We start from the raw sequence: 25,119 nt of genomic DNA, 5'->3' as shown, positions 1-25,119 counted from the left end.
ACAGCAGCTCCGATCAGGCCGGCCGCAGCGCCAGATCGATCGCCACCGGCACATGGTCGGAGGGTTTTTCCCAGGCGCGCACCTGTTTTTCGATCGAAGCCGAGGAAAACCAATTGGCGGCTTCGGGCGACAGAAGCAGGTGGTCGATGCGGATGCCGTTGTTCTTCTGCCAGGCGCCGGCCTGATAGTCCCAGAACGTAAAGACGTCGGGGGCGTCGGTGACGGCACGCACGGCTTCGGTGAAGCCGAGATTCTTCAGCCGCCGGAACGCCTGCCGCGTTGCGGGCTGGAACAGCGCGTCGCTTAGCCAGTTTTCCGGATATTTCGCATCGGCCGGCTCAGGAATGACATTGTAGTCGCCGGCCAGGACCAGCGGCTCTTCCAGTGCAAGCCGCTCCTCGGCCCAGCGCTCCAGCCGCGTCATCCAGGAAAGCTTGTAGGAGAACTTCTTCTCGTCGTCGATTGGGTTGCCGTTCGGCAGATAGATAGAGGCAACCCGCAAGGCGCCCTTGTCGGTCGAGAACACGCCTTCGATGAAACGCGCCTGCTCGTCGGCATCGTCGCCCGGCAAGCCGCGATTGACCTCGTCGAAACGCAGCTTCGACAGGATGGCGACGCCGTTGAAGCCTTTTTGGCCGTAGGTCTCGACATTGTAGCCGAGCGCCTCGATCTCGGCGCGAGGAAATTGCTCGTCGACCGTCTTGATCTCCTGCAGGCAGGCGATGTCGGGCGCGCTTTCCGTCAGCCAATGGGTCAAATTGCCGATGCGGGCGCGGACGCCGTTGATGTTCCAGGTGACGATTTTCATGACGTCCTCGATAGGCTGGTGGTCCGGAGACTAGCGATCCGGCGGGTGACGTTCGACAAGGCCGATCGTATTGCCTGCCGGGTCCTTTAGGAAGGCCATCCACTCGCTTTCCCCCGCCTGGCCGAACAGGCCTTCGGTGTCGCGATGGACGAGCGCCGGCGGCGCGGTGAAGGGAACACCGGCGGCCCTTGCCGAAGCGTGGAACTCTTCGAGGTCCGATATGTCGAGATAGACGGTGCCGGCCGGCAGGCCGTCGGTGAAAAGCAGGCGCACGTCACCTGCCATGATGAAGGCGATGCCTGGAGGATCGAAACGCGCATGCAGACTCATGCCGAGCACCTCGCGCCAGAAGGCCAGCGTTGCGTCGAGATCGCGTCCGGCGGAAAGCGCGATCTGACGGACCGCGCCGATGTCGGGCATTTCTAGATCGAGAAGCTGGTGCCGCAGCCGCAGGAGGCGACCGCATTGGGGTTCCTGATCTGGAACGACTGGCCCATCAGATCGTCGACAAAATCGATCACCGAGCCGCCCATATAGACCAGCGACAGGTCGTCGATCAGCACGGTTGCGCCGTCCTTCTCGATGGCGACGTCGTCATCATTGCGCCTATCGACCAGATCGAACTTGTAGGAGAAGCCGGAACAGCCGCCGCCCTCGACCGAGACGCGCAGGGCCGTCTTGCCGGCTTCGCTCGCCACGATCTTGGCGATCCGCTTGGCGGCGGCGTCGGTCATCTCGACTTTCATGGCGGTCTTGGCATCAGCGCCCATGGGCGTCACCTTGCTTTCGGTTTCGTATGATAGGTATGAAGCGCGACGGGGCAAGTCAACTGCGGCATACGCTATGACCAACGAGTTGGGCGACATCGGATTCGGCTATCGGCCGCGCGCGGCCTATGCCAGCGACCCGGCGAAGTCGCGCGGCCGGCTGTTCGACGAGGTGGAAAGCCCGACGCGCACGCCGTTCCAGCGCGACCGCGACCGCATCATCCATTCGACGGCGTTCCGCCGGCTGAAGCACAAGACGCAAGTGTTCGTCGCACACGAAGGCGACCATTACCGCACAAGGCTGACGCATTCGATCGAGGTGGCGCAAATTGCACGCGCTCTGGCGCGGGCACTGCGCGGCGACGAGGACCTGGCCGAGGCGGTGGCCCTGGTGCACGACTTCGGCCACACACCCTTCGGCCATACCGGCGAGGACGCGCTGAACGAGAAGATGGCCGCCTGGGGCGGCTTCGACCACAATGCGCAATCGCTGCGCGTGGTGACGCGGCTGGAGCGGCGCTATGCCGAGTTCGATGGGCTGAACCTCACCTGGGAAACGCTGGAGGGGCTGGTCAAGCACAATGGCCCACTGACCGATGCCAAGGGCAAAGGGCTGAAGGGGCCGGTGCCGCAGGCGATCCGCGACTATTCCGAACTGCACGACCTCGAGCTCGACCGCTTCGCCGGTATCGAGGCGCAGTGCGCGGCGATTGCCGACGACATCGCCTACAACACCCATGACATCGACGACGGGCTGAGGGCAGGGCTGCTGACGCTGGACATGCTGGAGGACCTCTCGCTGCCGGGGTCGATCCTCAAGGGGGTGCGTGAGCGCTATCCGGCGCTCGATGACGTACGCACCGGCCACGAGCTGATGCGCCGGCAGATCACTATCATGGTCGAGGACGTGATCGTCTCGACGACGGCCAATCTGGCGCGCATCAAGCCCGACAGCGCCGAGGCGGTAAGGGCGGCCGGCGAGACGATGGTGAGCTTCTCCGCCGAGACGGCCGTATCGGAAAAGGAGTTGAAGGCCTTTCTCTACAAGCATCTCTATCGGCACGCGGAGGTCATGCGGGTGCGCGCCGACGCCGACCAGATCGTCAGGGACCTGTTCGACGTCTATTTCGCCGATCCGCGCGCCATGCCGGATGGCTGGCGCGAAGGGCTCGATCGGGCGGAGGATCGCGTCAAGGCGCGCAGTGTTGCCGATTTCCTGGCTGGCATGACGGACACTTATGCACTCAAGGAACACAGGCGTTTGTTTGACCATACGCCGGATTTGAGCTAGGGCGGGCGCGATTTTGCCGGCCAACGAGCCGGATCCCTGCAAAACCGTCAGAGCCATAGCAATGAACATCTTCGCCGATTTCAACGCGCGAATCATAAAGGCCGTCGAAGCGCTTGATTTGAAAGACAAGGATGGCGTGCCGCCGGATCTGTCGCGCATCGCCGTCGAGCCGCCGCGCGATGCCAGCCATGGCGATCTCGCCACCAACGCTGCCATGGTGTTGGCCAAGCCGACCGGCCAGAACCCGCGCGCGCTGGCCGAAAGGCTGGCCGAGGCGCTGCGCGCCGACGAGGATATCGCGGCCGCCGAGATCGCCGGCCCGGGCTTCGTCAATCTCAAGCTCAAGGACGACTTCTGGCAGGCACATCTGACGGCGCTGCTCGGCGAGGGCCGCAATTACGGCCGCTCGACAGTCGGCGGCGGCAAGAAAACCAATGTCGAGTATGTCTCGGCCAACCCGACCGGGCCGATGCATGTCGGCCATTGCCGGGGTGCCGTGGTCGGCGACGCGCTCGCCAACCTGATGGCCTTCGCCGGTTACGACGTGACCAAGGAATATGTCATCAACGATGCCGGTTCGCAGATCGACGTGCTCGGACGCTCGGTCATCCTGCGCTACCGCGAGGCGCTTGGCGATGAGATCGGCGAGATTCCGGCCGGGCTTTATCCAGGCGACTATCTGATCCCCGTTGGTCAGGCGTTGGCCAGCGAATTCGGCCGCTCCCTACTGCAGATGCCGGACGAGGAGGCACTTGCCATCGTCAAGGACAGGACGATCGACGCGATGATGGCGATGATCCGCGAGGATCTGGCGCTGCTCAACGTGCATCACGACGTCTTCTTTTCCGAGCGGACGCTGCATGCCAACAATGCGAAGAAGATCCGCTCGGCGATCAGCGACCTGACGCTGAAGGGCCACATCTACAAGGGCAAGCTGCCGCCGCCCAAGGGCGAGAAGCCGGACGACTGGGAGGACCGCGAGCAGACGCTGTTCCGCTCGACCGCGGTCGGCGACGACATGGACCGGGCGCTGGTCAAGTCGGACGGTACCTTCACCTATTTCGCTGCCGATGTCGCTTACCTCAAGGACAAGGTCGATCGCGGCTTCGTCGACCTGATCTATGTGCTTGGCGCCGATCATGGCGGCTATGTGAAACGGCTGGAAGCGCTTGCCCGGGCGATTGCCGGCGACGAGGTCAAGCTTACCGTGCTGCTTTGCCAACTAGTGAGACTGTTTCGCGCCGGCGAGCCGGTGCGCATGTCGAAGCGGTCGGGCGAGTTCGTGACCTTGCGTGAAGTGGTCGAGGAGGTCGGCCGCGACCCGATCCGCTTCATGATGCTCTACCGCAAGAACGACGCGCCGCTCGATTTCGACTTCGCCAAGGTGACCGAGCAGTCGAAGGACAATCCCGTGTTCTACGTGCAGTATGCCTCGGCGCGCTGCCATTCGGTGTTCCGGCAGGCAAGCGAGCAATTGGGCGAGGCCATGTTCGACCGCAACCAGCTGGCCGCCGAAGTGGCTTTGCTGACCGACGGGGGTGAGATCGGCCTGATCAGGAAGCTTGCCGAATATCCGCGGCTGATCGAAGCCGCGGCGCTCGCGCTTGAGCCCCACCGGCTGGCATTTTACCTCTACGAACTTGCTTCCAGCTTCCACGGACACTGGAACCGGGGCACCGATAATCCCGACTTACGTTTTGTTAAGGTTAACGACCGACAATTGACGCATGCCAGACTAGGGCTGGTGCAGGCTGTTTCGGACGTTTTGACGTCCGGCCTGACGCTGATCGGAGCCAATGCGCCCACCGAAATGCGTTAGGTTTGAGTAAAAAACCTGTCACCTTTTGCCCACATTGCGCTGGTAAGGGCCAACCCTACGCGACGTCCATGGCGTCCGAATGAGTGCGAGTTCGGGAACAATAATGGCAGACAGAACCCAGCTGAGAGCAGCCGACCACAACGACATCGCCAACGATGATCCGTTCGCGGAACTGACCAGGATCATGGGGTTCGACCCGCGCCAGCCGGTCAAACCGCAAACCCCGGCCCAGCCGAAAACCGCTGCCGTCGAGCCGCCGGTGGGCGAGGGCGATTTCGACATCGATCTCGAGAAGGAGTTGATGGGCGAGTTCGGCACCGACGCCAATGACAATGCTTCCCTTGTCGAGTTTCGCGAGCCGGCACCCGAACCGGCTAGCACGGATGAGATGGAGGACGCGCTTGCCGCCTCGTTCGAACAGGATTTCGCGTTCGACGACAGTGCGGTGGATGATGCTGCTCCTGTTGCGGCCGCTCCTGTTGCCGCCGACGAAATTGCCTCCGGCCCCGAAAGGTCGTTCGCTCCCGCTGTCGAGCCGGAGTTCGACGACGAGTTCGATAATGCCGTCGCCGGCTCGCTCGAAGACGTGTCGCCGTTCGAGGACGACCTGTCGAGTGACCACGAACTTGCCGGCCCTGTCGACCAGGATTTTCGGCTCGACGACGATGTGACGGGTAAGATCGGGGCGACGGGCGAGGACGGACCCAGGGCCGCAGCCGATGCATACGCGCCGGTCGACGAGCCTGCCTTCGACGACGAGCCTGCCTTCGACAATGAGTTCGACAACGCCGTGGCCAGCTCGCTCGAAGACGAGCTGATGCTCGAAGAACATGAGCCGATGGAGCAGGCCGTCGCCGTTGAAACCGCGGCGCAAGCCGCCGAGCCTGCGTTCGATGACGAGTTCGACGATGCCGCTGCAAGCTCGCTCGAAGACGAGCTGATGTTCGACGAGCATGAGCCGGCGGAAACCGTCGCCGCCCCGGCATCGCCGGTTGAGGCGGTTTCGGACGATGAGAATTTTGCCGGCCATTTCGATGATGCCATGGCCGATGTCGACATGGACTTAGACGTTCGCCCGAACGAGCCTGCCGAAATCGAAGAACCAGAGGCCGCCCGGCTTTCCGGCACGGCTGCTGAAGCGGCGTTCGACGACCATTTCGATCTGAGCCTCGACGATGCGCTTGCCGAAGACGTCGAAGAGCCCGTGGCGCAGGTCGTTGCGGCCGAACCCGTGCCGCCGGCCGCCGCTGTCGCCCCGACGGCCCCAGTGGCTGAGGAACGCAGCCTGGAAGACGAGCTGAACGCGCTGCTGGGGGCGATGAGCACACGGCCGGCACAAGCGGCCAACGAACCTCAGACAAGCCAGCAGCCTGCCCAGAAGCCTGTGATGGCTGCTGCTCAGCAGCCCGTGGCGCCCGCAATTCAGGAGCCAGCAGTGGCCGCTGAACAGCCCATGGTGGCGGCTGAAGACGTCACCAACGAACCGGTGCATCCTGTCGACGAGCTGGATTGGGAACTCGACGAGCACGAGCCCGCTGAGCCGCAGCAGTCCAGTGCCGCCGATGACGCCGATCTTGGCAGTGTCCTCTTGGATGAGCTTGAAGGCGAGGATTTCGGCGCTGAAGCCGCTGCCGGACCTGCGGATGATTTGGACAATGATGCGCTCGATGCCGATTTCGCCAGGAATATCGGCCTGGATCATGACTCGGCCGACAAGAGTGCCGCAGCTGCTTCCGAAGAAGATCCGCTCGATGCGCTGAACTGGCTGACGACACGCGCCACGCCGCCCGAGCCGGCCCGCTCGTGGAGCCGCGTGACGCCGGTCGCACAGCCTCAGCCCGCTTTTGCAGGCCAGCCGGTGGCTTCGGCGCGTCCGGCACCACCGCCGCAGCCGGCTGCGGCGCCGTCCTATCGGGCCGCACCGGTCGAAGAGGCGCCGTCCTATGAAGGCCAGGCATCCCGTGAAGAGAGGCCGTCCTATGAAGATCGGCCCGCCTACACGGAAGCTGCACCAACCTCGCATCAACAGCCTTCCGCGTATGACGAGATGCCCGATGTCGAGACGGTCGACGTGCCCGAGCGCGTCGTGGCGCTGGCGGACGATCTCGACATTCCGGAGCTCAACTTCGACGATGACGAGCCGGTGGCGCCCGCCTACGACGATCTTGATGCCGATTTTGCCAGCCTTCTCACCGAAATGAATGCCACGGATATAGCGCCTGCCCCGGTGCGCAGTGCTGGCTATGACGATGAATACGATGCGGGCTTTGCGTCTGGTTATAAGCAAGATCGTGGCGAGACGCGCCCCTATGGCGCCAAGCCTGCGGAAGCCCCCGTCAGCGCGGCGGCCGCTTCCTATGCCGATGCAGCGGACGGTTTCGATCTGGGCCCATTGCCCGGTGGCCAGCCGGTTTCGCAAGCCGACGATTTCACCTTCGATGAGCTCGACTACGATCCCGAACTGGACGACGAGATGTCGGTCCCGGGCCTCGCCGAACGCGAGGCCGAAAGGCGGCCGCGCAGGCGCGGGCTGCTGATAGGAGCGATAGTCGGCGCGGTGGCGATCGCCGGAGGCCTTGGCGCCTTTGCGTTGACCCTCGGCGGCAAGAGCGACGGCGATGCGCCGGTTATCGTCAAGGCCGACAACAGGCCGATCAAGATCAAGCCGGAAAATCCAGGCGGCGCCGTCGTGCCGAACCAGGACAACAAGGTCTATGACGCTGTGGTCAAGGGCGCCAAGCCCGCCGAGCCCGTTCAGCAGAAGCTGGTCACCAACACCGAAGAGCCTGTGGACCTGAAAGCCAACGAACCGGAGAGCCGCGTCGTCGATCTTTCGCCCAATGACCCCGACGCCGCGGACGATCTCGACGCGCCCGGCACAGTGGCGTCCGACACCAACGCCTCTGGTATCAACGCGCCTGATACCAATGCGCCTGACACCGATGCGCTTGGCGCCAATGCCGCTGGCGGTACCGAAACTGCCGCCGCACCGGCGCCCAAGTCCGAGGATCGCATCGCGCAGGTTCTGCAGGAGGCCGAGAAGGGTGCCAACCCCGAGATCGTCGCCGTTGCGCCGCGCAAGGTACGGACCATGGTCGTGAAACCTGACGGCTCGCTGGTGGCGCGCGAGGATCCGGCGCCTGCCGCCCCGCAGATGGCTGCTGCCGAGCCGGCAGATCCGGCGCCGCAGCACGTGGCTCCGTCGGCCCAGGCCGACGCCGCCGCGCAGACTGGCACCGTGCCCCTGATCGAGCAGATGACAAGTGATCCGAAGATTGGCGATCAGAAGATTGGTGACCAGCCGAGTGGCGATCAGGCGAGTGGCGATCAGGCCGAAACCACCAAGCTGCAGCCGGCGCCCAAGCCCGACACCAAGGCCGAAGCCAAGGCCCAGCCCTCAGCCAGCAAGCAGTCCGCCAACACCCCGGCCACGGTCCCAGTGGCGCCGCAGCGTCCGTCCGACCAGCCGGTCGACGTAGTCGGCGAAGTCAAGCCCGATCAGGTTGCTTCCATCGATCCGGCCGCGGCCGGCGCTGGTTCGTGGTCGATACAGATCGCTTCGCAGCCGACAGTCGAAAGCGCCCAGTCGACTTATCAGGATCTGCAGCGCCGCTACGGCAGCGTGCTTTCCGGCCGCACCGCCAACATCGTCAAGGCCGAAATTGCCGGCAAGGGCACCTTCTACCGCGTCCGCGTTCCAGCGCAGTCGCGCAACGAGGCGATCAAACTGTGCACCAGCTACAAGGCTGCCGGCGGCAATTGCTTCGTGTCCCACTAGCGGCACCAAAAACCTCTCGAAAAGCCGGCGCTCGCGCCGGCTTTTTTGCGTGAACGGAAATCCCTGGAGGCAATTGCGGGCGATTCCCTTTGTCGGCGCGAAGCTCTAAACTGTTCCGCATGACCGAATCAAAATCCATGATCCTCGGCTGCGCCGGGAAATCACTGACCCGCGACGAGATCCGTTTCTACCGCAACGAATGCCCGTGGGGTTTCATCCTGTTTGCGCGCAATATCGGCGAGACCGAGCAGATCCGCGATCTGGTCGCCGCTATGCGCGACTGCGTCGGGCGTGCGGACGCGCCGGTGTTCATCGACCAGGAGGGCGGCCGGGTGCAGCGCCTGCGGCCGCCGCTGGCGCCGAACTATCCGGCTGCCGGCGCACTCGGCGCCTTATGGCGCGACGACCATGACGCCGGCACCCGTGCCGCCTGGCTGATGGCGCGGCTGCATGCCTTCGATCTGCTGCGCTACGGCATCACGGCGGATTGCCTGCCGGTGCTCGACGTGCCGATCGAGGGCGCCAGCGACGTCATCGGCGCACGCGCCTATGGCAAGGAGCCGCGCGCCGTCATCGAATTGGGTCGCGCCGCGGCGGAAGGCCTGATGGCGGGCGGCGTGCTGCCGGTGATGAAGCATATTCCCGGCCATGGAAGGGCCTTCGCCGACACGCATTTCGAACTGCCGACCGTCGACGCCTCGATCGGCGACCTGCAGCGGCATGATTTTGCGCCGTTCAGGGAGCTCAACCATTTGCCGATGGCGATGACGGCGCATGTCGTCTATAGCGCGATCGACCCGAAGAACCCGGCCACGACATCCGGCAAGGTCATCGAAAAGATCATCCGCGGCGAAATCGGCTTCGACGGTCTGTTGATGAGCGACGACACCTCGATGAAGGCACTTTCTGGGGATTTCCCGTCAAAGGCGGCCGCTATCCTTGCGGCGGGCTGCGATCTGGTCCTTCACTGCAACGGCGTGTTTGAGGAGATGGCCGGCATTGCATCGCGAACGACCGGACTTGAAGGCAAGTCGTTTGAGCGCGCGGAGCGGGCGCTGACCTATATCAGGAACCGTGACGTAGCGGACGAGACCGAGATTCGGGCCGAATTTGCCAGTTATTTCGACGCGGTGGCCTAGCATCAAAGGAAGCGAAGTGGCGGAAACATTGGACCTGAAGGCCGGCAAGGCCGCACCGATGGACCGTCTGTGGGCCGAGAACGATGATTCCCGGCTGACCGGCGATCCCGCTTTGGTCGTCGACGTGGCCGGTTTCGAGGGTCCGCTCGATCTTCTGCTGCATCTTGCCCGCAACCAGAAGGTCGACCTGTCGCGCATCTCGATCCTGGCGCTGGCCGAGCAATATCTGGCCTTCGTCGAGAAGGTGAGGGCGCTGCGGCTGGAGCTTGCCGCCGACTATCTGGTGATGGCGGCATGGCTGGCCTTCCTCAAGTCGAAGCTCCTGATCCCCAAGCAGCCCGGCGACGAAGGCGAAAGCGGCGAGGAACTGGCGGCAGTGCTGCAGTTCCGGCTGAAGCGGCTGGAGGCGATGCGCGACGCGGCGGCACGGCTGGTCAACCGCAACCGGCTCGGACGCGACGTGTTTGCGCGCGGCATGCCGGAAATGGTCATCGTCGAGAAGCGAAATGCCTATTCGGCCTCGCTCTACGATTTGTTGACCGCCTATGCCCAGCAGCGCCAAAAGCAGGCGATCACCAATGTGACGATCGCCAGGCGCGGCGTGTGGTCGCTCAAGGATGCGCGTGACGTGCTGATCAGGCTGATCGGGTCGCTGCGCGACTGGACGGCGCTCGACAGTTTCCTGGTCGAATATCTGGCCGGCCCGGAAGAGCGGCGCACCGCTGTCGCCAGCTCGTTTGCCGCAACGCTGGAACTGGTGCGCGAAGGCAAGATGGAGATGCGGCAGGACCAGGTGTTCGCGCCGCTTTATCTGCGCGGCCGCGCTCAAGCCATCAAGATAGTCGAGGTGACACCATGAGCGAACGCGCCAACGCTTCGGTCATTCCGTTCAAGGTCGAGGACGACGCCGAGCAAGGCGCGGTTGCCGAGAACCCGGCACAAAACCAGGGGCAGAATTTGTCGCAGAATCCCGGCGAGCGGCTGCATATGGCGGAGGCCGTACGGATGGCCGAGGCGATCGTATTCGCCAGCGCCGAGCCGGTCAGCGAAAAACAGCTCACTTCGCGGCTGCCCGACGGCATCAACATTGCCGCGGCGATGGCCGAACTGCAGCAGATCTATGCGCGGCGCGGCGTCAATCTGGTGCGCGTCGGCGATGCCTGGGCCTTCCGCACCGCCGGCGACCTCGCCTTCCTGATGAGCCGCGACACGGTGCAGCAGCGCAAGCTGTCCCGCGCTGCCCTCGAAGTGCTGGCGATCATCGCCTACCACCAGCCGGTGACGCGCGCCGAGATCGAGGACATCCGCGGCGTCGAGACGTCAAAGGGGACGCTCGACACGCTGATGGAGACGGAATGGGTGAGGATGCGCGGCCGGCGCCGCACGCCCGGCCGTCCCGTCACCTACGGCACAACCGACATTTTCCTCGACCATTTCGCGCTGGAGGAGATCCGCGATCTCCCCGGCATGGAGGAATTGAAGGGTGCAGGATTGCTGTCCGGCCGCATGCCGTCGAATTTCTCGGTGCCGCTGCCGCCGGCCGACCCCGATGCGCTCACCGACGACGAGGATCCGCTGACCGACATCGACCTCGAGGACCTCGGCCTTTTGACGCCGCGCGTCACAGAAGATTGAGCCGAGCGCCATCTTTAAGCCACAGCCAGGATGGAACTGCGCCGATTGGTAGCGGGCCGCCGTGCCGAAAGTGCGTGACTTCGGCCATTCATTCATGAACTCTGTCGCAGTTCTGTTTGAATCCGAACCCGAAAGCGCATAGATCAGCGTCTGGGAAACCGTTCGAGAGAGATTTGCTATGGGTTCATTTTCGATTTGGCACTGGATGATCGTTCTGGTGATCGTGCTGCTGGTCTTCGGCCGCGGCAAGATCCCCGAGCTGATGGGCGACATGGCCAAGGGCATCAAGAGCTTCAAGAAGGGCATGGCCGACGACGAGACTGCCGAGGACAAGCGCACCGTCGAACACCGTTCCGACGAGACCGTGTCGGTACCGAAGGAAAAGGCCAGCAAAAGCTGAGCCCAAAACTTTGGTTGGCCAAAACTTGAGTCGGCCTGAAACTTGAGTCGGAACGTATAGCCATGTTCGAAGTCGGCTGGACCGAGATGCTGGTGATCGCGATCGTCATGATCGTGGTCGTCGGGCCCAAGGATTTGCCCAACATGCTGCGCACCTTCGGCCGCACAACGGCGAAGCTGCGCGCCATGGCGTCGGATTTCCAGCGGCAGTTCAACGACGCACTGAAGGAAGCCGAACTCGACGACGTCAAGAAGTCGGTCGATTCGCTGAGAAGCCTCAATCCGGCAGCCGAGATCAGGAAGCAGCTCAATCCATTCGAGCAGGCCGCCGCCGACGTCCGTTCCGGCGTCGATGCCGTGATGAAACCCAAGCCGGCGGTCGAGGCCGCCTCGACAGAGCAGGCAGCCGAGCCGCTGAAGAACGGCGCGACGACGATGCCGGGCGTCAGCCCGCCGGAGCCGACGCCGGCCACGCCGATCTTTCCGGCGATGACGGACGAGTCCGTCGTGGCGCCGGCAGTAGAGGCGCAAACGACTGCAGCGGCCGTGCCGCAAAAAGCACCGGCGGCAAAGAAGAAGCCGGCGCCCGCGAACGCCGCGGCCGCAGTGCCGGCCAGGCCGGCCAAAACCGCTGCGCCGAAGGCAAAAGCTGAGCCGAAAGCGCAGTCATCAGCAGCGAAGAAGCCGGCGGCAGCAGCGAAGAAGCCTGCGGCAGCAACGAAGAAGCCGGCCGCCACGAAAACGGCGGGAGCCGCCAAGTGAGCACTTCGGACACGGAAAAGGACGAGATCGAAAAATCGTCGGCTCCGCTGATGGAGCACCTGATCGAGTTGCGCCGGCGGCTGATGTGGTCGATCGGCGGTTTTTTCGTTGCTTTTCTTGTGTGCTTCTTCTTCGCCAAGAAGCTGTTCAACCTGTTGGTGATCCCGTTCAGATGGGCGACCCAATGGGCCGGGCTCGACCCGCACAAGGTCGAGCTGATCTATACGGCGCCGCAGGAGTTCTTCTTTACCCAGGTCAAGCTCGCCATGTTCGGCGGCATGGTCATCGCTTTTCCGCTGATCGCCACGCAGATCTACAAATTCATCGCGCCCGGCCTCTACAAGAACGAGCGCAATGCCTTCCTGCCGTTCCTGATCGCCTCGCCGATCCTGTTTCTGATGGGCGCGTCGCTGGTCTATTTCTTCTTTACGCCGATGGTGATGTGGTTCTTCCTCGCCATGCAGCAGACCGGCACCAACGACCAGGTGCAGATTTCGCTGCTGCCGAAAGTGTCCGAATATCTCAGCCTGATCATGACGCTGATCTTCTCCTTCGGCCTGGTGTTCCAGTTGCCGGTGGTGACAAGCCTGATGACGCGAGTCGGCATGCTGTCGTCGCAAGGGTTGGCCGAGAAGCGCAAATGGGCGATCGTCATCGCCTTCGTCGTGGCGGCGGTGCTGACGCCGCCCGACCCGATGAGCCAGATCGGCCTCGCAATTCCGACGATCCTGCTCTACGAGGTCTCGATCTGGTCGGCTCGCTTGATCGAGCGCAGCAAGGAGCGCGACCGTGTCGCCCGCGAAAAGCAGGACGCCACGGAAGAGGTGGCCGAAAAGCCGGCGGACGCGTCGTCGACGTAGGTGGGGTTACCGGCTGGCATCTTTCTTCCGGCCGCAGCAACTTTGTTCTTGCTTTGTGCCGGCAGCTATGCTACTAATCTGGGTATGGTGCTGATTCGGCGCCGACGACCCGCCCTCTGAGGCGGGTTTTTTTGTTTCAGGTTCCCTTTCGACCAAATGTTGCGAGTGCTGCCGTCTGTGAAGTCGGCGGGACAGATGGCGGCGTGAAGAAACGCCGGCGTTCCCGTCTTGCATCAATGAAAGATGCGGTTTACGCCCTCTGGTCTTTGTTTTGGGCATGTCGTTGCCCCACAACCGCTGCGCATTTTTTGGGCGACATGCCCTCGAGGACGAACAGACCATGCTTGACATCAAATGGATTCGCGACAACCCGAAGGCCCTTGTCGACGCGCTCCAGAAGCGCTCGTGGTCGGCCGAGGCGGCGCAGTCCACCGTCGACGATCTGATCGCTGCGGATGAGGCGCGGCGCGAGCATCTGACCGAGCTGCAGACCAGGCAGGAGCGCCGCAACGCCGCATCGAAGGAGATCGGCAATGCCATGCGCTCGGGCGATGCCGCGCTTGCCGAACGGCTGAAGGCTGAGGTCGGCGAGATCAAGGCCTTCATCCAGAACGGCGAGGCGCGCGAACGCGAACTCGACAAGGCGCTGAACGACGCACTGGCGGTGCTGCCCAACGTGCCGTTCGACGATGTGCCGGTCGGCAAGGACGAGCACGACAACGTCGTCAAGCGCGTCGTCGGCAAGCTGCCGACGCGGCCGAATTGGGTGAAAGAGCATTTCGAGATCGGCGAAGCGCTCGGCATGATGGATTTCGAGCACGCGGCAAGGCTTTCCGGCTCGCGCTTCACGGTGCTCAAGAACCAGCTGGCGCGCATGGAGCGCGCACTCGGCCAGTTCATGCTCGACCTGCATACCACCGAGCACGGCTACGAGGAGATCGTCCCGCCGCTGATGGTGCGCGACGAGGCGCTTTTCGGGACTGGGCAGCTGCCAAAGTTTGAGGAAGATTTGTTCTTCGCCCGGCATGGGGATGGCAGGCTTGGCCTAATCCCCACCGCCGAAGTCCCACTCACCAATCTCGTGCGCGAGGAGATCACGCCGCACGAAAAACTGCCGCTGCGCTATACCGCGCTGACGCCGTGCTTCCGCTCCGAGGCGGGTTCGGCCGGCCGCGACACGCGCGGCATGCTGCGTCAGCACCAGTTCAATAAGGTCGAGCTGGTGTCGATCACCGATCAGGACTCGTCGATTGCCGAGCACGAGCGCATGACCGAATGCGCCGAGGAGGTGCTGAAGCGGCTGGGCCTGCCGTTCCGCACCATGACGCTGTGCACCGGCGACATGGGCTTTGGCGCGCGCAAGACCTACGATATCGAGGTCTGGCTGCCCGGCCAGAATACCTATCGCGAAATTTCGTCGTGCTCGGTATGCGGCGATTTCCAGGCCCGGCGCATGGACGCCCGCTACAAGGACAAGGATGGCAAGGGCAACCGCTTCGTCCACACGCTGAACGGTTCGGGCACCGCCGTCGGCCGCGCTCTGATCGCCGTCATCGAAAATTACCAGAACGAGGACGGCAGCGTAACCATTCCTGAAGCGCTTCGGCCTTACATGGGCGGTCTGGAAAAGATCGAATCGAAATAATGCGCATCCTTCTGACCAACGACGACGGCATCCATGCCGAGGGCCTTGCATCACTCGAACGCATCGCCCGCACGCTGTCGGACGACGTCTGGGTGGTGGCACCGGAACAGGACCAGTCCGGCTATGCGCATTCGCTGTCGATCTCGGAGCCGCTGCGCCTGAGGAAAATCGGCGAAAAACACTTTGCCGTGCGCGGCACGCCGACCGACTGCGTCATCATGGGCGTGAAGAAGATCCTGCCCGAAGCGCCCGACCTGATCCTGTCCGGCGTCAATTCCGGCGCCAACATCGCCGACGACGTCACCTATTCGGGCACCGTCGCCGGCGCCATGGAAGGCGCGCTGCTCGGCGTGCGCTCGATCGCCATCAGCCAAGCCTATTCCTATGTCGGCGAGGACCGCGTCGTTCCCTATGAGACAACCGAGGCGCTGGCGCCAGCGCTGCTTCAAAAGCTCGTCGCCATGCCGTTGCCGGACGGCGTGCTGCTCAACGTCAATTTTCCGAATTGTGCGCCGGAAGAGATCGCCGGAACTGTGGTCACTTCGCAGGGCAAGCTGGTCCACAGCCTGTGGGTCGACGAGCGGCGCGACGGGCGCGGCCTGCCTTACTACTGGCTGCGCTTCGGCCGCGAGCCGGTCGAGGGCAAGCAAGGCAGCGACCTCCATGCCTTGCGCAATCGGCTGGTGTCGGTGACGCCGCTGCAGCTCGATCTCACCGCGCATGAAATCCGCGATCAACTGGCCAAGGCGCTCGCATGAACTTGAATCACGCTGCAACGGTCGACGACCGCGAAGGTTTCGCTGCCTTCCTGCTTCGCCTGCGCGGCAGGGGCACGGTGCCGAAGGCGCTGATCGCCGCCTTCGAGGCGACGCCGCGGCGCGGCTTCCTGTCTCCGCATTTCCACTCGATTGCCTGGTCGGACCGTATGCTGCCGATCGAATGCGGCGAGGCCATCGAAGGCGCCGACCTGCAGGCGGCGGTGATCGCGGCACTTGCCATCGAACCGGGCAACCGCGTGCTCGAGATCGGCACCGGGTCCGGCTACACGGCGGCGGTGATGTCGCGGCTTGCCGCGCGGATCGTCACCATCGACCGTTACAAGACGCTGGCCGAACAGGCCCGGCAGCGTCTCGAGGCACTCGCCATCGGCAACGTCATCGTGCGCCAGGCGGACGGTTCCAACGGGCTGGCCAACGAAGCGCCGTTCGACCGCATCGTCGCCTGGGCGGCCTTCGACAGCCTGCCGCGTTTCCTGCTCGACCAATTGTCGAGCGGCGGCATCGTCATTGCGCCCATCGGACCCGACGAGGGCGAGCAGGTGCTGGCCAAGCTGACCAAGGTCGGCAGCCGCTTCGAACGCGAGGATATCGGCCTGGTGCGTCTGCAGCCGATCCTGCGCAGTGTCGCGGCGGTCATCTAGGGTGTGTCGATATTCAGGTGAGGCCGGCCTGCAAATTGCGGCTTCCTCCGCTTCCGGTGCTCACGTACCCAAATGTACGCTCCGCTCCGGTTCTCGGAATCCACCATTTTCGGCTCGGCCTGACCTGAATCTCAACACACCCGGCGCTCGATCCTCGAAACATTTTTAAGAAAATTTGCGTCTGATTCTACAGGTTTAACCGACCGGTAACATTAACGCGCTTTAATCAGGCTCAGTTGTACCGGGTCTGTGCGGGTTAGTGCGATGCAATTCAGTGTTTTGAAGGCAAACGGACGCAATCTGGCGCGTGGCTGCGCCGTCCTCATGATCGCAGGGGCTGCGACGGGGTGTAGTTCCCAGGTGGCGCGGTTCAACAGCGTCGACGACGTGTTCACCGCCTCGACCAACAACCAGCGCGCCATCATCGACAAGCAGGATGCTGCCCAGCCCTATCCGGGCGATGTTGCGGCCGCGCCGATCGACGGCAGCCACACCCAGTCGGTCAGCCGCTCAAGCCTCGAACCCGTTACGGCGCAGCAATTGCCGCCGCCGGCTCCCGCCCTGGCACCTGCCGCCCGCCCGGTGCGTACCGCTGCCGCGCCGGCCCTGGCGCCTGCCGCTCCTCGTGTCGACAGGACGGCAACCGGCACCGTTGCTCCGGCGGCAAGGCCGTTCAAGAACGCCGAGCCCGACGCGCCGCGCATGGCGACGGCCGCCGGCGCACCGCATGCAACCGAGATCGTCGTCAAGGATGGCGAGACCATTTCCGGCCTGTCGCGGCGCTACGGCGTGCCGGCCGATGCCATCATGAAAGTCAACGGGCTGAGCGCGACCAAAGGGCTGAAGACCGGCCAGAAGCTCGTCATCCCGGCCTATGCTTACTCGAGCAACGGCGCCGCGCCGAAAGTCGCCGACGCCAAGCCCACGAACGGCACCAGGCACGACCAGCCGGCCGACGCGCCGGAGAAGGTGGCCGTGCTGCCGCAGCAGCCGAAGCTCAGGGAAGGCAAGTCTGCCGCGCAGGTGGATGCCTCGGCCGCCGCAAGCCAGCCGAAGGATGGAAAGACTGCGCTCAAAACAGCCTCGGCGATGGCCAAGCCGGCCGGTGCCGGCGGCACTTACACGGTACAGCAAGGTGATACGCTGTCCGCCATCGCCAGAAAGACCGGCGTCGGCGTCGTTGCGCTGAAACAGGCGAACGGCATGCAGGACGGGCTGCTCAAGATCGGCCAGACCCTGAAAGTGCCGGCCGGCGGAACCGCTGTTGTCGCCGGCGCGAAGCCGGCAAAGGTCGATCCGGTGACGACGGCCACCACTCAGCCACCGGCCAAGACAACGCCGACGCAGACGCTCGCCTCCTACACGCCGCCAAAGAAGGATGCGAAAGTCATCCAGCAGGCCGAGGACGACGATGCGGTGGCGCCGGATGCAACCGGCATCGGCAAGATGCGCTGGCCGGTGCGCGGCCGCGTGATTTCAAGCTTCGGCGGCGGCAAGGACGGCGTCGACATCGCCGTGCCTGAGGGGACGCCGGTCAAGGCAGCCGAAAATGGCGTCGTCATCTATGCCGGCGATGGCCTCAAGGAATTCGGCAATACAGTGCTGGTGCGTCACGAAAACGGTCTGGTCACCGTCTACGGCCATGCCAGCTCGATCGAGGTGCAGCGCGGCCAAAAGGTCAAGCGCGGCCAGGAAATCGCCCTGTCCGGCATGAGCGGCACCACCGACTCGCCGAAACTGCATTTCGAAGTGCGCAAGAACTCGGCGCCGGTCGATCCGTCAGGCTATCTCGAATAGGGAAAAAGCGACTTGCGGGCCGCCTGACCTTCAGCCCGCCGAAGAAGTCCGCTCCGCAAGGTGCGGGCTTCTTCTGTTGCTTTTCTGGACCATGATCTAGTCCGAAACCGGGCTCCTTTTTTGCTACGCTGACCTTCGGTTCGGGATCATGGTCTAGTCCTTGAGCGACTTGCCGAGCCGGCCTGCCAGATCCTGGGTGAATTGCCAGGCGACGCGGCCCGAACGGCTGCCGCGCGTTGTCGCCCATTCCAGCGCCTCGGCGCGCAGCGTCTCGGGATCGATGGCGAGATCGTGATGGCGGACATAGCCATCGATCATGTCGAGATATTCGTCCTGCGAACATTTGTGGAAGCCAAGCCACAGGCCGAAGCGGTCCGACAGCGAAACCTTCTCCTCGACCGCTTCCGACGGGTTGATCGCCGTCGAGCGCTCATTGTCGATCATGTCGCGCGGCAACAGATGCCGCCGGTTCGAGGTGGCATAGAAAATGACATTGGCCGGGCGGCCTTCGACGCCGCCTTCAAGTGCTGCCTTCAGCGATTTGTAGGATGTGTCGTCATGGTCGAATGACAGGTCGTCGCAAAACAAGATGAAGCGAAACGGCGCTGCCTTCAGCAGGCCCATCAGCTTCGGCAACGTGTCGATGTCTTCGCGGTGGATCTCGATAAGCTTGAGCGGCACGTCGGGCTTCGCCGAAGCGTTGACCGAGGCGTGTACCGCCTTGACCAGCGACGATTTGCCCATGCCGCGCGCGCCCCATAACAGCACGTTGTTGGCAGCGTAGCCGGAGGCGAAGCGCTCGGTGTTGTCGACCAATATGTCGCGGACGCGGTCGACGCCGCGGATCAGGCCGATATCGACGCGGTTGACCTTGCGCACCGGTTCCAGATAGCCGGGATCGGCCTGCCAGACGAAGCAATCGGCCTCGCCGAGGTCGGTTTGCGGCACCGGCGGCGGGGCTAGGCGGGCGACCGCCTCGATCAGGCGGTCGAGCTTCTGGTGCAGGATATCGATAGGGCTGTCGGTCATCTCTTGTCTTTTTGTTTCGCGTTTTGTTTCGCGTTCAGGACGGCGCGGGAGGGTAACCTACCTGATTTCAGGGGTTTCGAAACTCGTCCCAAGCATTTGTTCGGGCATGATCTTTTGCGAAAACAGAGCATCGCTTTTCGTGATCACCCTCTAACACGGCTCACCAGGCCGGAAAAGCAGCCGATTTGCCCGGCCGCGCAGTTGCATTGGCAACGTTACCGACTATATTCCGGCCAAATTTGGCGGGGCCGCTTTGCGGCTGTTTTTCAAAGTTCAGGAGTACCTCGATGTTCGTGACACCGGCATACGCCCAAGGCATCGGCGGGGACTCGTCCGCAATGTTTATCCAGATCGTGCCGTTTGCTCTGATTTTCGTGATCATGTATTTTCTGATCATCCGGCCGCAGCGCACGCAGCTGAAGAAGCGCGGCGAGATGCTGGCGGCGGTTCGCCGCGGCGACACCGTCGTCACCGGCGGCGGCTTGGTCGGCAAGGTTACCAAGGTGATCGACGACAACGAGCTCGAGATCGACCTTGGCGGCGGCACCAAGGTGACGGCGCTGCGCTCGACGCTTGCCGACGTGCGCGTCAAGGGCGAGCCGGTGGCGAACCAGAACGCCAAGAAATAACCGAATTGTCGGCGGAACGATCCGCCAGTACGCCCTGACGGACGACGCCATATGCTTTATTTTTCGCGCTTCAAGATGATCCTGATCTGGCTGGCCGTGGCCGCCACAGTGGTCCTCGCTGCGCCCAACCTTTTTTCCGCCAGCACGCTGGCCAAGCTGCCCGACTGGGTGCCGAAGCGGCAGATGACGCTTGGCCTCGACCTGCAGGGCGGCTCGCATATCCTGCTCAGGATGGATCCGAACGATCTGATCAAAGATCGGCTGGAGACGACGCGCGACGAAATCAGGACGCTGCTGCGCGATGCCAAGATCGGCTATACCGGCCTTGCCGGAACGGGCCGCACGGTGCAGGTCCGCATCACCGATCCCGCACAGATCGAGGCTGCCAAGAAGGCGTTGAAGACGTTGACCGATCCGGTGGCGGCCGGCTTGTTCAGCGGCGGCTCGATCCAGGAGATGACGCTGGATGATTCCGAGCCCGGCCTGCTCAAGTTCACCGTCACCGATGCGGGCATCAAATATCGTACTTCGGCAGCGCTGACGCAGTCGATCGAGGTCGTCGGCCGCCGCGTCAATGAACTCGGCACGACCGAGCCGATCGTGCAGCGGCAAGGTGACGACCGCATCCTGGTGCAGGTGCCGGGTCTCCAAGACCCGCAACGGCTGAAGGAAATTCTTGGCCAGACCGCCAAGCTGACCTTCCAGATGGTCGACCAATCGATGCCGGTGCAGGACGCGCTGAACGGCCGTCCGCCGCCGGGATCCTCGGTGCTGTATTCGCAGGACGACCCGCCGGTTCCGTATCTGATCGAGAACCGCGTCATCGTTTCGGGTGAAAACCTCGTCGATGCCCAGGCGACGTTCAACTCCCAGAACAACGAGCCGGTTGTTTCGTTTCGCTTCGATTCGAAAGGGGCGCAGCGGTTCGGCCAGGCGACATCACAGAACGTCGGCAAGCTGTTTGCCATCATCCTCGACAATCAGGTGATTTCGGCACCGCAGATCCGCGAACCGATCCCCGGCGGCACCGGCCAGATATCGGGGAATTTCACCGCTGAGAGCGCCAACGACCTCGCCGTGCTGCTGCGCGCCGGCGCCTTGCCGGCGACGCTGACGGTGATCGAGGAGCGCACGGTGGGCCCTGGCCTCGGACAGGATTCCATTCATGCCGGCAAAGTCGCCGGCATCATCGGTTCGATCCTGGTTGTGGCGTTCATGTTTGTCGCCTACGGCTTCTTCGGCTTCCTCGCCAACATCGCGCTGGCGGTGCATGTGGCGATGATCGTCGGGCTGCTGTCGCTGCTTGGAGCGACGCTGACCTTGCCCGGTATCGCCGGTATCGTGCTGACCATCGGCATGGCGGTCGATTCCAACGTGCTGATCTATGAACGCATCCGCGAGGAGCGACGTGCCGGCCGCTCGGTCATCCAGGCGATCGATACCGGTTTCAGCAAGGCGCTGGCCACAATCGTCGATTCCAACGTCACCTCGCTGATCGCGACCGTGGTGCTGTTCTATCTCGGCACCGGGCCGGTGAAGGGCTTTGCCGTCACCTATGCCATCGGCATCCTGACCACGGTCTTCACCGCCTTCACCTTCACCCGCCTGCTGGTGTCGATCTGGCTTCGCCGGGCCCGTCCGAAGGAGTTGCCGCGAGCGCCTGTGACTTTCGTTCCGCCCGGAACGAAAATTCCGTTTATGGGCATCCGCCGCTGGACGTTCACGCTGTCCAGCGTGCTTTCAGTCCTGTCGGTCGTCGGGTTCATGACCATCGACATCAATTACGGCATCGATTTCAAGGGCGGCTCGCTGATCGAGGTGCAGTCCAAGACCGGCAATGCCGATCTGGCCGACATCCGCGGCAGGCTGACGGAACTCAATATCGGTGAGGTGCAGGTTCAGCAGTTCGGCGAGCCGAACGACGTGCTGATCCGCGTCGGTACGCAGGAGGGCGGCGAGAATGCCGAGCAGACCGTCATCGACAAGGTGCGCGGCGAACTGCAAGACCAGTACGATTTCCGCCGCGTCGAAGTGGTCGGGCCGACGGTCTCGGGCGAGCTTGCCAAGCAAGGCACCATCGCCATGCTTGTCGCGCTGCTCGGCATCCTGATCTATGTCTGGTTCCGCTTCGAATGGCAGTTCGCGGTCGGCGCCATCGTTGCGACCGTGCATGACGTGGTCATGACGATCGGCTTCTTCGTCATTACCGGCCTGGAATTCAACCAGTCGTCGCTGGCGGCGATCCTCACCATCATCGGTTATTCGCTCAACGATACGATCGTCGTCTATGACCGTGTTCGCGAGGATCTGCGAAAATACAAGCGAATGCCGCTGCCGCAATTGCTGAACAACGCCATCAACGAGACGCTGTCGAGGACGACGCTGACCTCGGTGACGACGATCCTGGCGCTGCTGGCGCTGGTGCTGTTCGGCGGCGAGGTGATCCGCTCGTTCACCATGGCCATGCTGTTCGGCGTCGTGTTCGGCACCTATTCGTCGATCTTTATCGCCGCGCCACTGCTTATCTTGTTCAAGCTGCGGCCGCAGGCCACAGCATCCGATGAGGAAAAGCCGGTGGGCGGCGGCAAAGCCATAGCCACCTGACGGCTTGCCGCAAAAGTGGCCAAGGGCATCGTCATCCGCGAGGCGCATTTCCCCGGCCGCGCACCGATCGAGGCTTACGGCAATGGCGGTTTCCGCTTTGCCGACATGTCGCACCGCGGCTCGCTGCTGTGCCTGCCTTCTGGCATCTATGGCTGGGAGCCGGCCGATCCGCTGGCGCTGACGGCAGCGGATTTCACCAAGCTGTTCAACGAGGCCGACAAGGTCGAGATCCTGCTGGTCGGCAGCGGCAAGGATCTGAGGCCATTGCCGGCGGCGTTGCGTGCTGCGCTGAAGGATGCCGGCATTTCCGCCGATCCGATGTCGACCGGGGCGGCAGTGCGGACCTATAATGTGCTGCTGGCTGAAGACCGCGCCGTGGCCGCAGCACTCATCGCCGTCGACTGACGTGGCCGAAAACACCAAAGCCGTCATGGAGACGGTGCGCGCCGCCGATCATGACCGCTATCTCGCCGCGCTCTACGCGCCCGAAGACAAGCGGGACGCGGTGTTTTCGCTCTATGCCTTCAACGCCGAAATTGCCGGCATACGCGATCGCATCCGCGAAGCGCTGCCGGGTGAAGTCCGGCTGCAATGGTGGCGAGACGTCATCGCCGCCGAAGAGGATCGCGCTAAGGTCGGCCATCCCGTGGCGGACGCGCTGAGGGCGACTATTTCCGCTCACCGCCTGCCCAAGGCCGCTTTCGACAATATGCTCGAAGCGCGCGTCTTCGATCTCTATGACGACCCGATGCCGTCGCGCACCGATCTCGAAGGCTATTGCGGCGAGACTGCCGCCGCGCTCATCCAGCTTGCGGCGATGGTGCTCGATCCGGTCGAAGCACCGCGCTTTGCCGAACTTGCCGGCAGGGCAGGTTGTGCGCAGGCGATGACCGGTCTCCTGCTTCTGCTGCCGCTGCATCGTAAGCGGGGACAGTGCTTCGTTCCGGCCGACATTCTGGCTGCGGCGGGATCGTCGCCGCAAGAGTTCGCTACAGGTGACGGCGGGCCGGGCGCGGAACGCGCCGTTGCCGCGATGATCGCGCTGGCACGCGAGCATCTCTCAGCTTTCGAGCAGGGGGCGTCCGCCCTGCCGATTTCACTGCGTCCGGCGTTTCTGCCGCTGGCGCTGACGGGCGCCTATCTCGGCAAGATGGACGGCTCCCGCCATTCACCGCTTGATGGCGCGGTGCGGCTTTCGGCCTTGCACCGGCATTGGCTCTTGTTCCGGCGCGCAACGCGGGGCTGGCCGGTCGCATAAAGGCTGCCGCGTAGCCAACCCGACCGTCATTCCGCAGCTTCCGCCTGCGCCGGCAGCCCGAGCCATTCGCGGCAGTCGGCGAGCGCGCGCGATGTCACCGCGTGCCGCTTGGCGACCGTCTTGTCCTTGCCGCGCAGTCGCTTGCCTTCGATCTTTGGCGCGTCCACGGGCGGGAACAGGCCGAAATTGACGTTCATCGGCTGGAAAGAGCGCTTTCCCGGCTCGTCGTCGGAGACAATATGGCCGCCGGTGATGTGGTTGAGCAGCGCGCCGAAAGCGGTGGTCAACGGCGGCAGCGACGGCGCATGGCCAAGCCTTTCGGCGGCGGCGAAACGCCCGGCGAGCAGGCCGATGGCGGCACTCTCGACATAGCCCTCGCAGCCGGTGATCTGGCCGGCAAAACGCAGGCCGGGCCGCGACTTCAACTGCAGCGAAGCGTCGAGCAGCGTCGGCGAATTGATGTAGGTGTTGCGGTGCAGGCCGCCGAGGCGGGCGAATTCGGCGTTTTCCAGCCCAGGAATGGTGCGGAAAATGCGCACCTGCTCGGCGTGCTTCAGCTTGGTCTGGAAGCCGACCATGTTGTAGAGCGTGCCCAGTGCGTTGTCCTGGCGAAGCTGGACGACGGCATAGGCCTTTACAGACGGATTGTGTGCATTGGTCAGCCCCATCGGCTTCATCGGCCCGTAACGCAATGTCTCGATGCCACGCTCGGCCATCACCTCGATCGGCAGGCAGCCGTCGAAATAGGGCGTGCCTTCCCATTGCTTGAATTCGGTTTTCTGGCCGTCGACCAGCGCCTGCACGAAGGCAAGGTACTGCTCCTTGTCCATCGGGCAGTTGATGTAATCCTTGCCGGTGCCGCCGGGGCCGACCTTGTCGTAGCGCGACTGGAACCAGCAGATATCCATGTCGATCGTGTCGAAATGGACGATCGGCGCGATGGCGTCGAAGAAGGCGAGCGCGTCGGCGCCGGTTGCTTCCGCGATCGACTGGGCGAGCGAAGGGGCGGTCAGCGGGCCGGTGGCGACGATCGCCTGGTCCCAGTCCGCCGGCGGCAGGCCAGGCACTTCCTCGCGCCGGATGGTGATGAGTGGGTGCGCTTCGAGCTTTCTGGTGACCGCTTCGGAAAATCCGTCGCGGTCGACGGCCAGCGCACCGCCGGCCGGCACCTGGTGCGCGTCGCCGGCGCTCATGATCAGCGAACCGGCGAGCCGCATTTCGGCATGCAGCAGGCCGACGGCATTGGCTTGCGCATCGTCGGAGCGGAAGGAATTGGAACAGACGAGCTCGGCCAGCCCGTCGGTCTTGTGCGCATCGGTGCCGCGGACGGGACGCATTTCATGCAGGATAACCGGAATGCCGGCTTCGGCCGCCTGCCAAGCAGCTTCGGAGCCGGCGAGACCGCCACCGATGACGTGAATGGGATTTGTGTTCATGAGCGCCGAAATAATCCCTTGGCGCGGCGATTGCAATTACACG

General features: G+C 63.6%; 22 protein-coding genes. 17 read left to right on the top strand and 5 right to left on the bottom strand.

Annotated elements, in window-relative coordinates:
* Positions 1 to 13: 13 nt before the first annotated feature.
* Genes xth through erpA form a run of 3 tightly spaced genes read right to left on the bottom strand, consistent with a single transcriptional unit; the run spans position 14 to position 1,578 of the window.
* Positions 14 to 808, bottom strand: coding sequence for an exodeoxyribonuclease III (gene xth / locus NKH71_RS21900; protein WP_023720052.1), 795 nt, complete (start codon positions 806 to 808; stop codon positions 14 to 16).
* A 30-nt stretch (positions 809 to 838) separates the two neighbouring features.
* The gene (locus tag NKH71_RS21895; RefSeq protein ID WP_352495391.1) at positions 839 to 1,228 is read right to left on the bottom strand and encodes a VOC family protein; all 390 of its coding nucleotides are present in this window, start codon (positions 1,226 to 1,228) and stop codon (positions 839 to 841) included.
* Between the two features lie 2 nt (positions 1,229 to 1,230).
* On the bottom strand, positions 1,231 to 1,578 hold the full coding sequence (erpA, locus tag NKH71_RS21890) for an iron-sulfur cluster insertion protein ErpA (protein WP_352467016.1): 348 nt from the start codon (positions 1,576 to 1,578) through the stop codon (positions 1,231 to 1,233).
* 73 nt (positions 1,579 to 1,651) lie between these two features.
* Here erpA and NKH71_RS21885 point away from each other — a divergent pair, with 73 nt between their 5' ends.
* The 13 genes from NKH71_RS21885 to NKH71_RS21825 all read left to right on the top strand — a co-directional run bounded on the left by NKH71_RS21885 (position 1,652) and on the right by NKH71_RS21825 (position 18,120).
* The gene (locus NKH71_RS21885; protein WP_352495390.1) at positions 1,652 to 2,866 is read left to right on the top strand and encodes a deoxyguanosinetriphosphate triphosphohydrolase; all 1,215 of its coding nucleotides are present in this window, start codon (positions 1,652 to 1,654) and stop codon (positions 2,864 to 2,866) included.
* Between the two features lie 61 nt (positions 2,867 to 2,927).
* Positions 2,928 to 4,685 carry an arginine--tRNA ligase gene (gene argS, locus NKH71_RS21880; protein WP_352895328.1) on the top strand — a complete coding sequence of 586 codons (1,758 nt, stop codon included), beginning with the start codon at positions 2,928 to 2,930 and terminating at the stop codon, positions 4,683 to 4,685.
* Between the two features lie 103 nt (positions 4,686 to 4,788).
* Entirely contained in the window at positions 4,789 to 8,463 is a 3,675-nt protein-coding gene (locus tag NKH71_RS21875; protein ID WP_352895327.1) for an SPOR domain-containing protein, read from the top strand.
* A gap of 119 nt (positions 8,464 to 8,582) precedes the next feature.
* Positions 8,583 to 9,602 carry a beta-N-acetylhexosaminidase gene (nagZ, locus tag NKH71_RS21870; RefSeq protein ID WP_254818318.1) on the top strand — a complete coding sequence of 340 codons (1,020 nt, stop codon included), beginning with the start codon at positions 8,583 to 8,585 and terminating at the stop codon, positions 9,600 to 9,602.
* Positions 9,603 to 9,660: 58 nt separating this feature from the next.
* Positions 9,661 to 10,461 carry a segregation and condensation protein A gene (locus tag NKH71_RS21865; RefSeq protein WP_352482297.1) on the top strand — a complete coding sequence of 267 codons (801 nt, stop codon included), beginning with the start codon at positions 9,661 to 9,663 and terminating at the stop codon, positions 10,459 to 10,461.
* Complete coding sequence (gene scpB, locus NKH71_RS21860) at positions 10,458 to 11,237, top strand: SMC-Scp complex subunit ScpB (protein WP_352482126.1); 780 nt, start codon at positions 10,458 to 10,460, stop codon at positions 11,235 to 11,237. Before NKH71_RS21865 ends, scpB begins: the two co-directional genes overlap by 4 nt.
* 178 nt (positions 11,238 to 11,415) lie before the next feature.
* Positions 11,416 to 11,637: a twin-arginine translocase TatA/TatE family subunit gene (locus NKH71_RS21855; protein ID WP_023678929.1), complete on the top strand. Its 222-nt coding sequence runs from the start codon at positions 11,416 to 11,418 to the stop codon at positions 11,635 to 11,637.
* Between the two features lie 62 nt (positions 11,638 to 11,699).
* Positions 11,700 to 12,398 carry a Sec-independent protein translocase protein TatB gene (gene tatB, locus NKH71_RS21850; protein ID WP_352790527.1) on the top strand — a complete coding sequence of 233 codons (699 nt, stop codon included), beginning with the start codon at positions 11,700 to 11,702 and terminating at the stop codon, positions 12,396 to 12,398.
* A complete protein-coding gene (gene tatC, locus NKH71_RS21845) occupies positions 12,395 to 13,258 on the top strand; it encodes a twin-arginine translocase subunit TatC (protein ID WP_023720061.1) in 864 nt (287 codons plus the stop codon). Before tatB ends, tatC begins: the two co-directional genes overlap by 4 nt.
* Positions 13,259 to 13,598: 340 nt before the next feature.
* Positions 13,599 to 14,903: a serine--tRNA ligase gene (serS, locus tag NKH71_RS21840; RefSeq protein ID WP_352482130.1), complete on the top strand. Its 1,305-nt coding sequence runs from the start codon at positions 13,599 to 13,601 to the stop codon at positions 14,901 to 14,903.
* A complete protein-coding gene (gene surE / locus NKH71_RS21835; protein WP_352482131.1) occupies positions 14,903 to 15,661 on the top strand; it encodes a 5'/3'-nucleotidase SurE in 759 nt (252 codons plus the stop codon). Before serS ends, surE begins: the two co-directional genes overlap by 1 nt.
* Positions 15,658 to 16,323: a protein-L-isoaspartate(D-aspartate) O-methyltransferase gene (locus NKH71_RS21830; protein WP_352482133.1), complete on the top strand. Its 666-nt coding sequence runs from the start codon at positions 15,658 to 15,660 to the stop codon at positions 16,321 to 16,323. The genes surE and NKH71_RS21830 overlap by 4 nt, the downstream gene beginning before the upstream one ends.
* Before the next feature lie 264 nt (positions 16,324 to 16,587).
* A complete protein-coding gene (locus NKH71_RS21825; RefSeq protein ID WP_352586934.1) occupies positions 16,588 to 18,120 on the top strand; it encodes a peptidoglycan DD-metalloendopeptidase family protein in 1,533 nt (510 codons plus the stop codon).
* Positions 18,121 to 18,273: 153 nt separating this feature from the next.
* Here the strand turns inward: NKH71_RS21825 and NKH71_RS21820 are convergent, their stop codons facing one another.
* On the bottom strand, positions 18,274 to 19,149 hold the full coding sequence (locus tag NKH71_RS21820) for an ATP-binding protein (RefSeq protein WP_352586937.1): 876 nt from the start codon (positions 19,147 to 19,149) through the stop codon (positions 18,274 to 18,276).
* A gap of 287 nt (positions 19,150 to 19,436) precedes the next feature.
* Here NKH71_RS21820 and yajC point away from each other — a divergent pair, with 287 nt between their 5' ends.
* Genes yajC through NKH71_RS21800 form a run of 4 tightly spaced genes read left to right on the top strand, consistent with a single transcriptional unit; the run spans position 19,437 to position 23,640 of the window.
* On the top strand, positions 19,437 to 19,778 hold the full coding sequence (gene yajC, locus NKH71_RS21815) for a preprotein translocase subunit YajC (RefSeq protein WP_023678921.1): 342 nt from the start codon (positions 19,437 to 19,439) through the stop codon (positions 19,776 to 19,778).
* 51 nt (positions 19,779 to 19,829) lie between these two features.
* Positions 19,830 to 22,382 (top strand): protein translocase subunit SecDF, encoded by a 2,553-nt coding sequence (gene secDF, locus NKH71_RS21810; protein ID WP_352586940.1) that lies wholly within the window; start codon positions 19,830 to 19,832, stop codon positions 22,380 to 22,382.
* A 15-nt stretch (positions 22,383 to 22,397) separates the two neighbouring features.
* Positions 22,398 to 22,787 carry an Mth938-like domain-containing protein gene (locus tag NKH71_RS21805; RefSeq protein WP_023720178.1) on the top strand — a complete coding sequence of 130 codons (390 nt, stop codon included), beginning with the start codon at positions 22,398 to 22,400 and terminating at the stop codon, positions 22,785 to 22,787.
* A 25-nt stretch (positions 22,788 to 22,812) separates the two neighbouring features.
* Positions 22,813 to 23,640: a phytoene/squalene synthase family protein gene (locus NKH71_RS21800; RefSeq protein ID WP_023720177.1), complete on the top strand. Its 828-nt coding sequence runs from the start codon at positions 22,813 to 22,815 to the stop codon at positions 23,638 to 23,640.
* Between the two features lie 26 nt (positions 23,641 to 23,666).
* Here the strand turns inward: NKH71_RS21800 and trmFO are convergent, their stop codons facing one another.
* Entirely contained in the window at positions 23,667 to 25,076 is a 1,410-nt protein-coding gene (gene trmFO / locus NKH71_RS21795; RefSeq protein WP_023720176.1) for a methylenetetrahydrofolate--tRNA-(uracil(54)-C(5))-methyltransferase (FADH(2)-oxidizing) TrmFO, read from the bottom strand.
* Between the last annotated feature and the right edge of the window lie 43 nt (positions 25,077 to 25,119).

Source organism: Mesorhizobium sp. M0983 (assembly GCF_040318975.1).
Taxonomy (GTDB): Bacteria; Pseudomonadota; Alphaproteobacteria; order Rhizobiales; family Rhizobiaceae; genus Mesorhizobium.
Note: the sequence above shows the minus strand (reverse complement) of the source record. Positions and strands in the feature narration are given on the sequence as shown.

Coding starts and splice junctions, on each gene's coding strand:
- xth (WP_023720052.1), bottom strand. CDS start 808: ATGAAAATCGTCACCTGGAACATCAACGGCGTCCGCGCCCGCATCGGC.
- NKH71_RS21865 (WP_352482297.1), top strand. CDS start 9,661: ATGGACCGTCTGTGGGCCGAGAACGATGATTCCCGGCTGACCGGCGAT.
- erpA (WP_352467016.1), bottom strand. CDS start 1,578: ATGGGCGCTGATGCCAAGACCGCCATGAAAGTCGAGATGACCGACGCC.
- tatB (WP_352790527.1), top strand. CDS start 11,700: ATGTTCGAAGTCGGCTGGACCGAGATGCTGGTGATCGCGATCGTCATG.
- NKH71_RS21830 (WP_352482133.1), top strand. CDS start 15,658: ATGAACTTGAATCACGCTGCAACGGTCGACGACCGCGAAGGTTTCGCT.
- NKH71_RS21875 (WP_352895327.1), top strand. CDS start 4,789: ATGGCAGACAGAACCCAGCTGAGAGCAGCCGACCACAACGACATCGCC.
- NKH71_RS21825 (WP_352586934.1), top strand. CDS start 16,588: ATGCAATTCAGTGTTTTGAAGGCAAACGGACGCAATCTGGCGCGTGGC.
- argS (WP_352895328.1), top strand. CDS start 2,928: ATGAACATCTTCGCCGATTTCAACGCGCGAATCATAAAGGCCGTCGAA.
- NKH71_RS21820 (WP_352586937.1), bottom strand. CDS start 19,149: ATGACCGACAGCCCTATCGATATCCTGCACCAGAAGCTCGACCGCCTG.
- NKH71_RS21885 (WP_352495390.1), top strand. CDS start 1,652: ATGACCAACGAGTTGGGCGACATCGGATTCGGCTATCGGCCGCGCGCG.
- yajC (WP_023678921.1), top strand. CDS start 19,437: ATGTTCGTGACACCGGCATACGCCCAAGGCATCGGCGGGGACTCGTCC.
- serS (WP_352482130.1), top strand. CDS start 13,599: ATGCTTGACATCAAATGGATTCGCGACAACCCGAAGGCCCTTGTCGAC.
- trmFO (WP_023720176.1), bottom strand. CDS start 25,076: ATGAACACAAATCCCATTCACGTCATCGGTGGCGGTCTCGCCGGCTCC.
- NKH71_RS21800 (WP_023720177.1), top strand. CDS start 22,813: ATGGAGACGGTGCGCGCCGCCGATCATGACCGCTATCTCGCCGCGCTC.
- NKH71_RS21895 (WP_352495391.1), bottom strand. CDS start 1,228: ATGCCCGACATCGGCGCGGTCCGTCAGATCGCGCTTTCCGCCGGACGC.
- surE (WP_352482131.1), top strand. CDS start 14,903: ATGCGCATCCTTCTGACCAACGACGACGGCATCCATGCCGAGGGCCTT.
- scpB (WP_352482126.1), top strand. CDS start 10,458: ATGAGCGAACGCGCCAACGCTTCGGTCATTCCGTTCAAGGTCGAGGAC.
- nagZ (WP_254818318.1), top strand. CDS start 8,583: ATGACCGAATCAAAATCCATGATCCTCGGCTGCGCCGGGAAATCACTG.
- secDF (WP_352586940.1), top strand. CDS start 19,830: ATGCTTTATTTTTCGCGCTTCAAGATGATCCTGATCTGGCTGGCCGTG.
- NKH71_RS21855 (WP_023678929.1), top strand. CDS start 11,416: ATGGGTTCATTTTCGATTTGGCACTGGATGATCGTTCTGGTGATCGTG.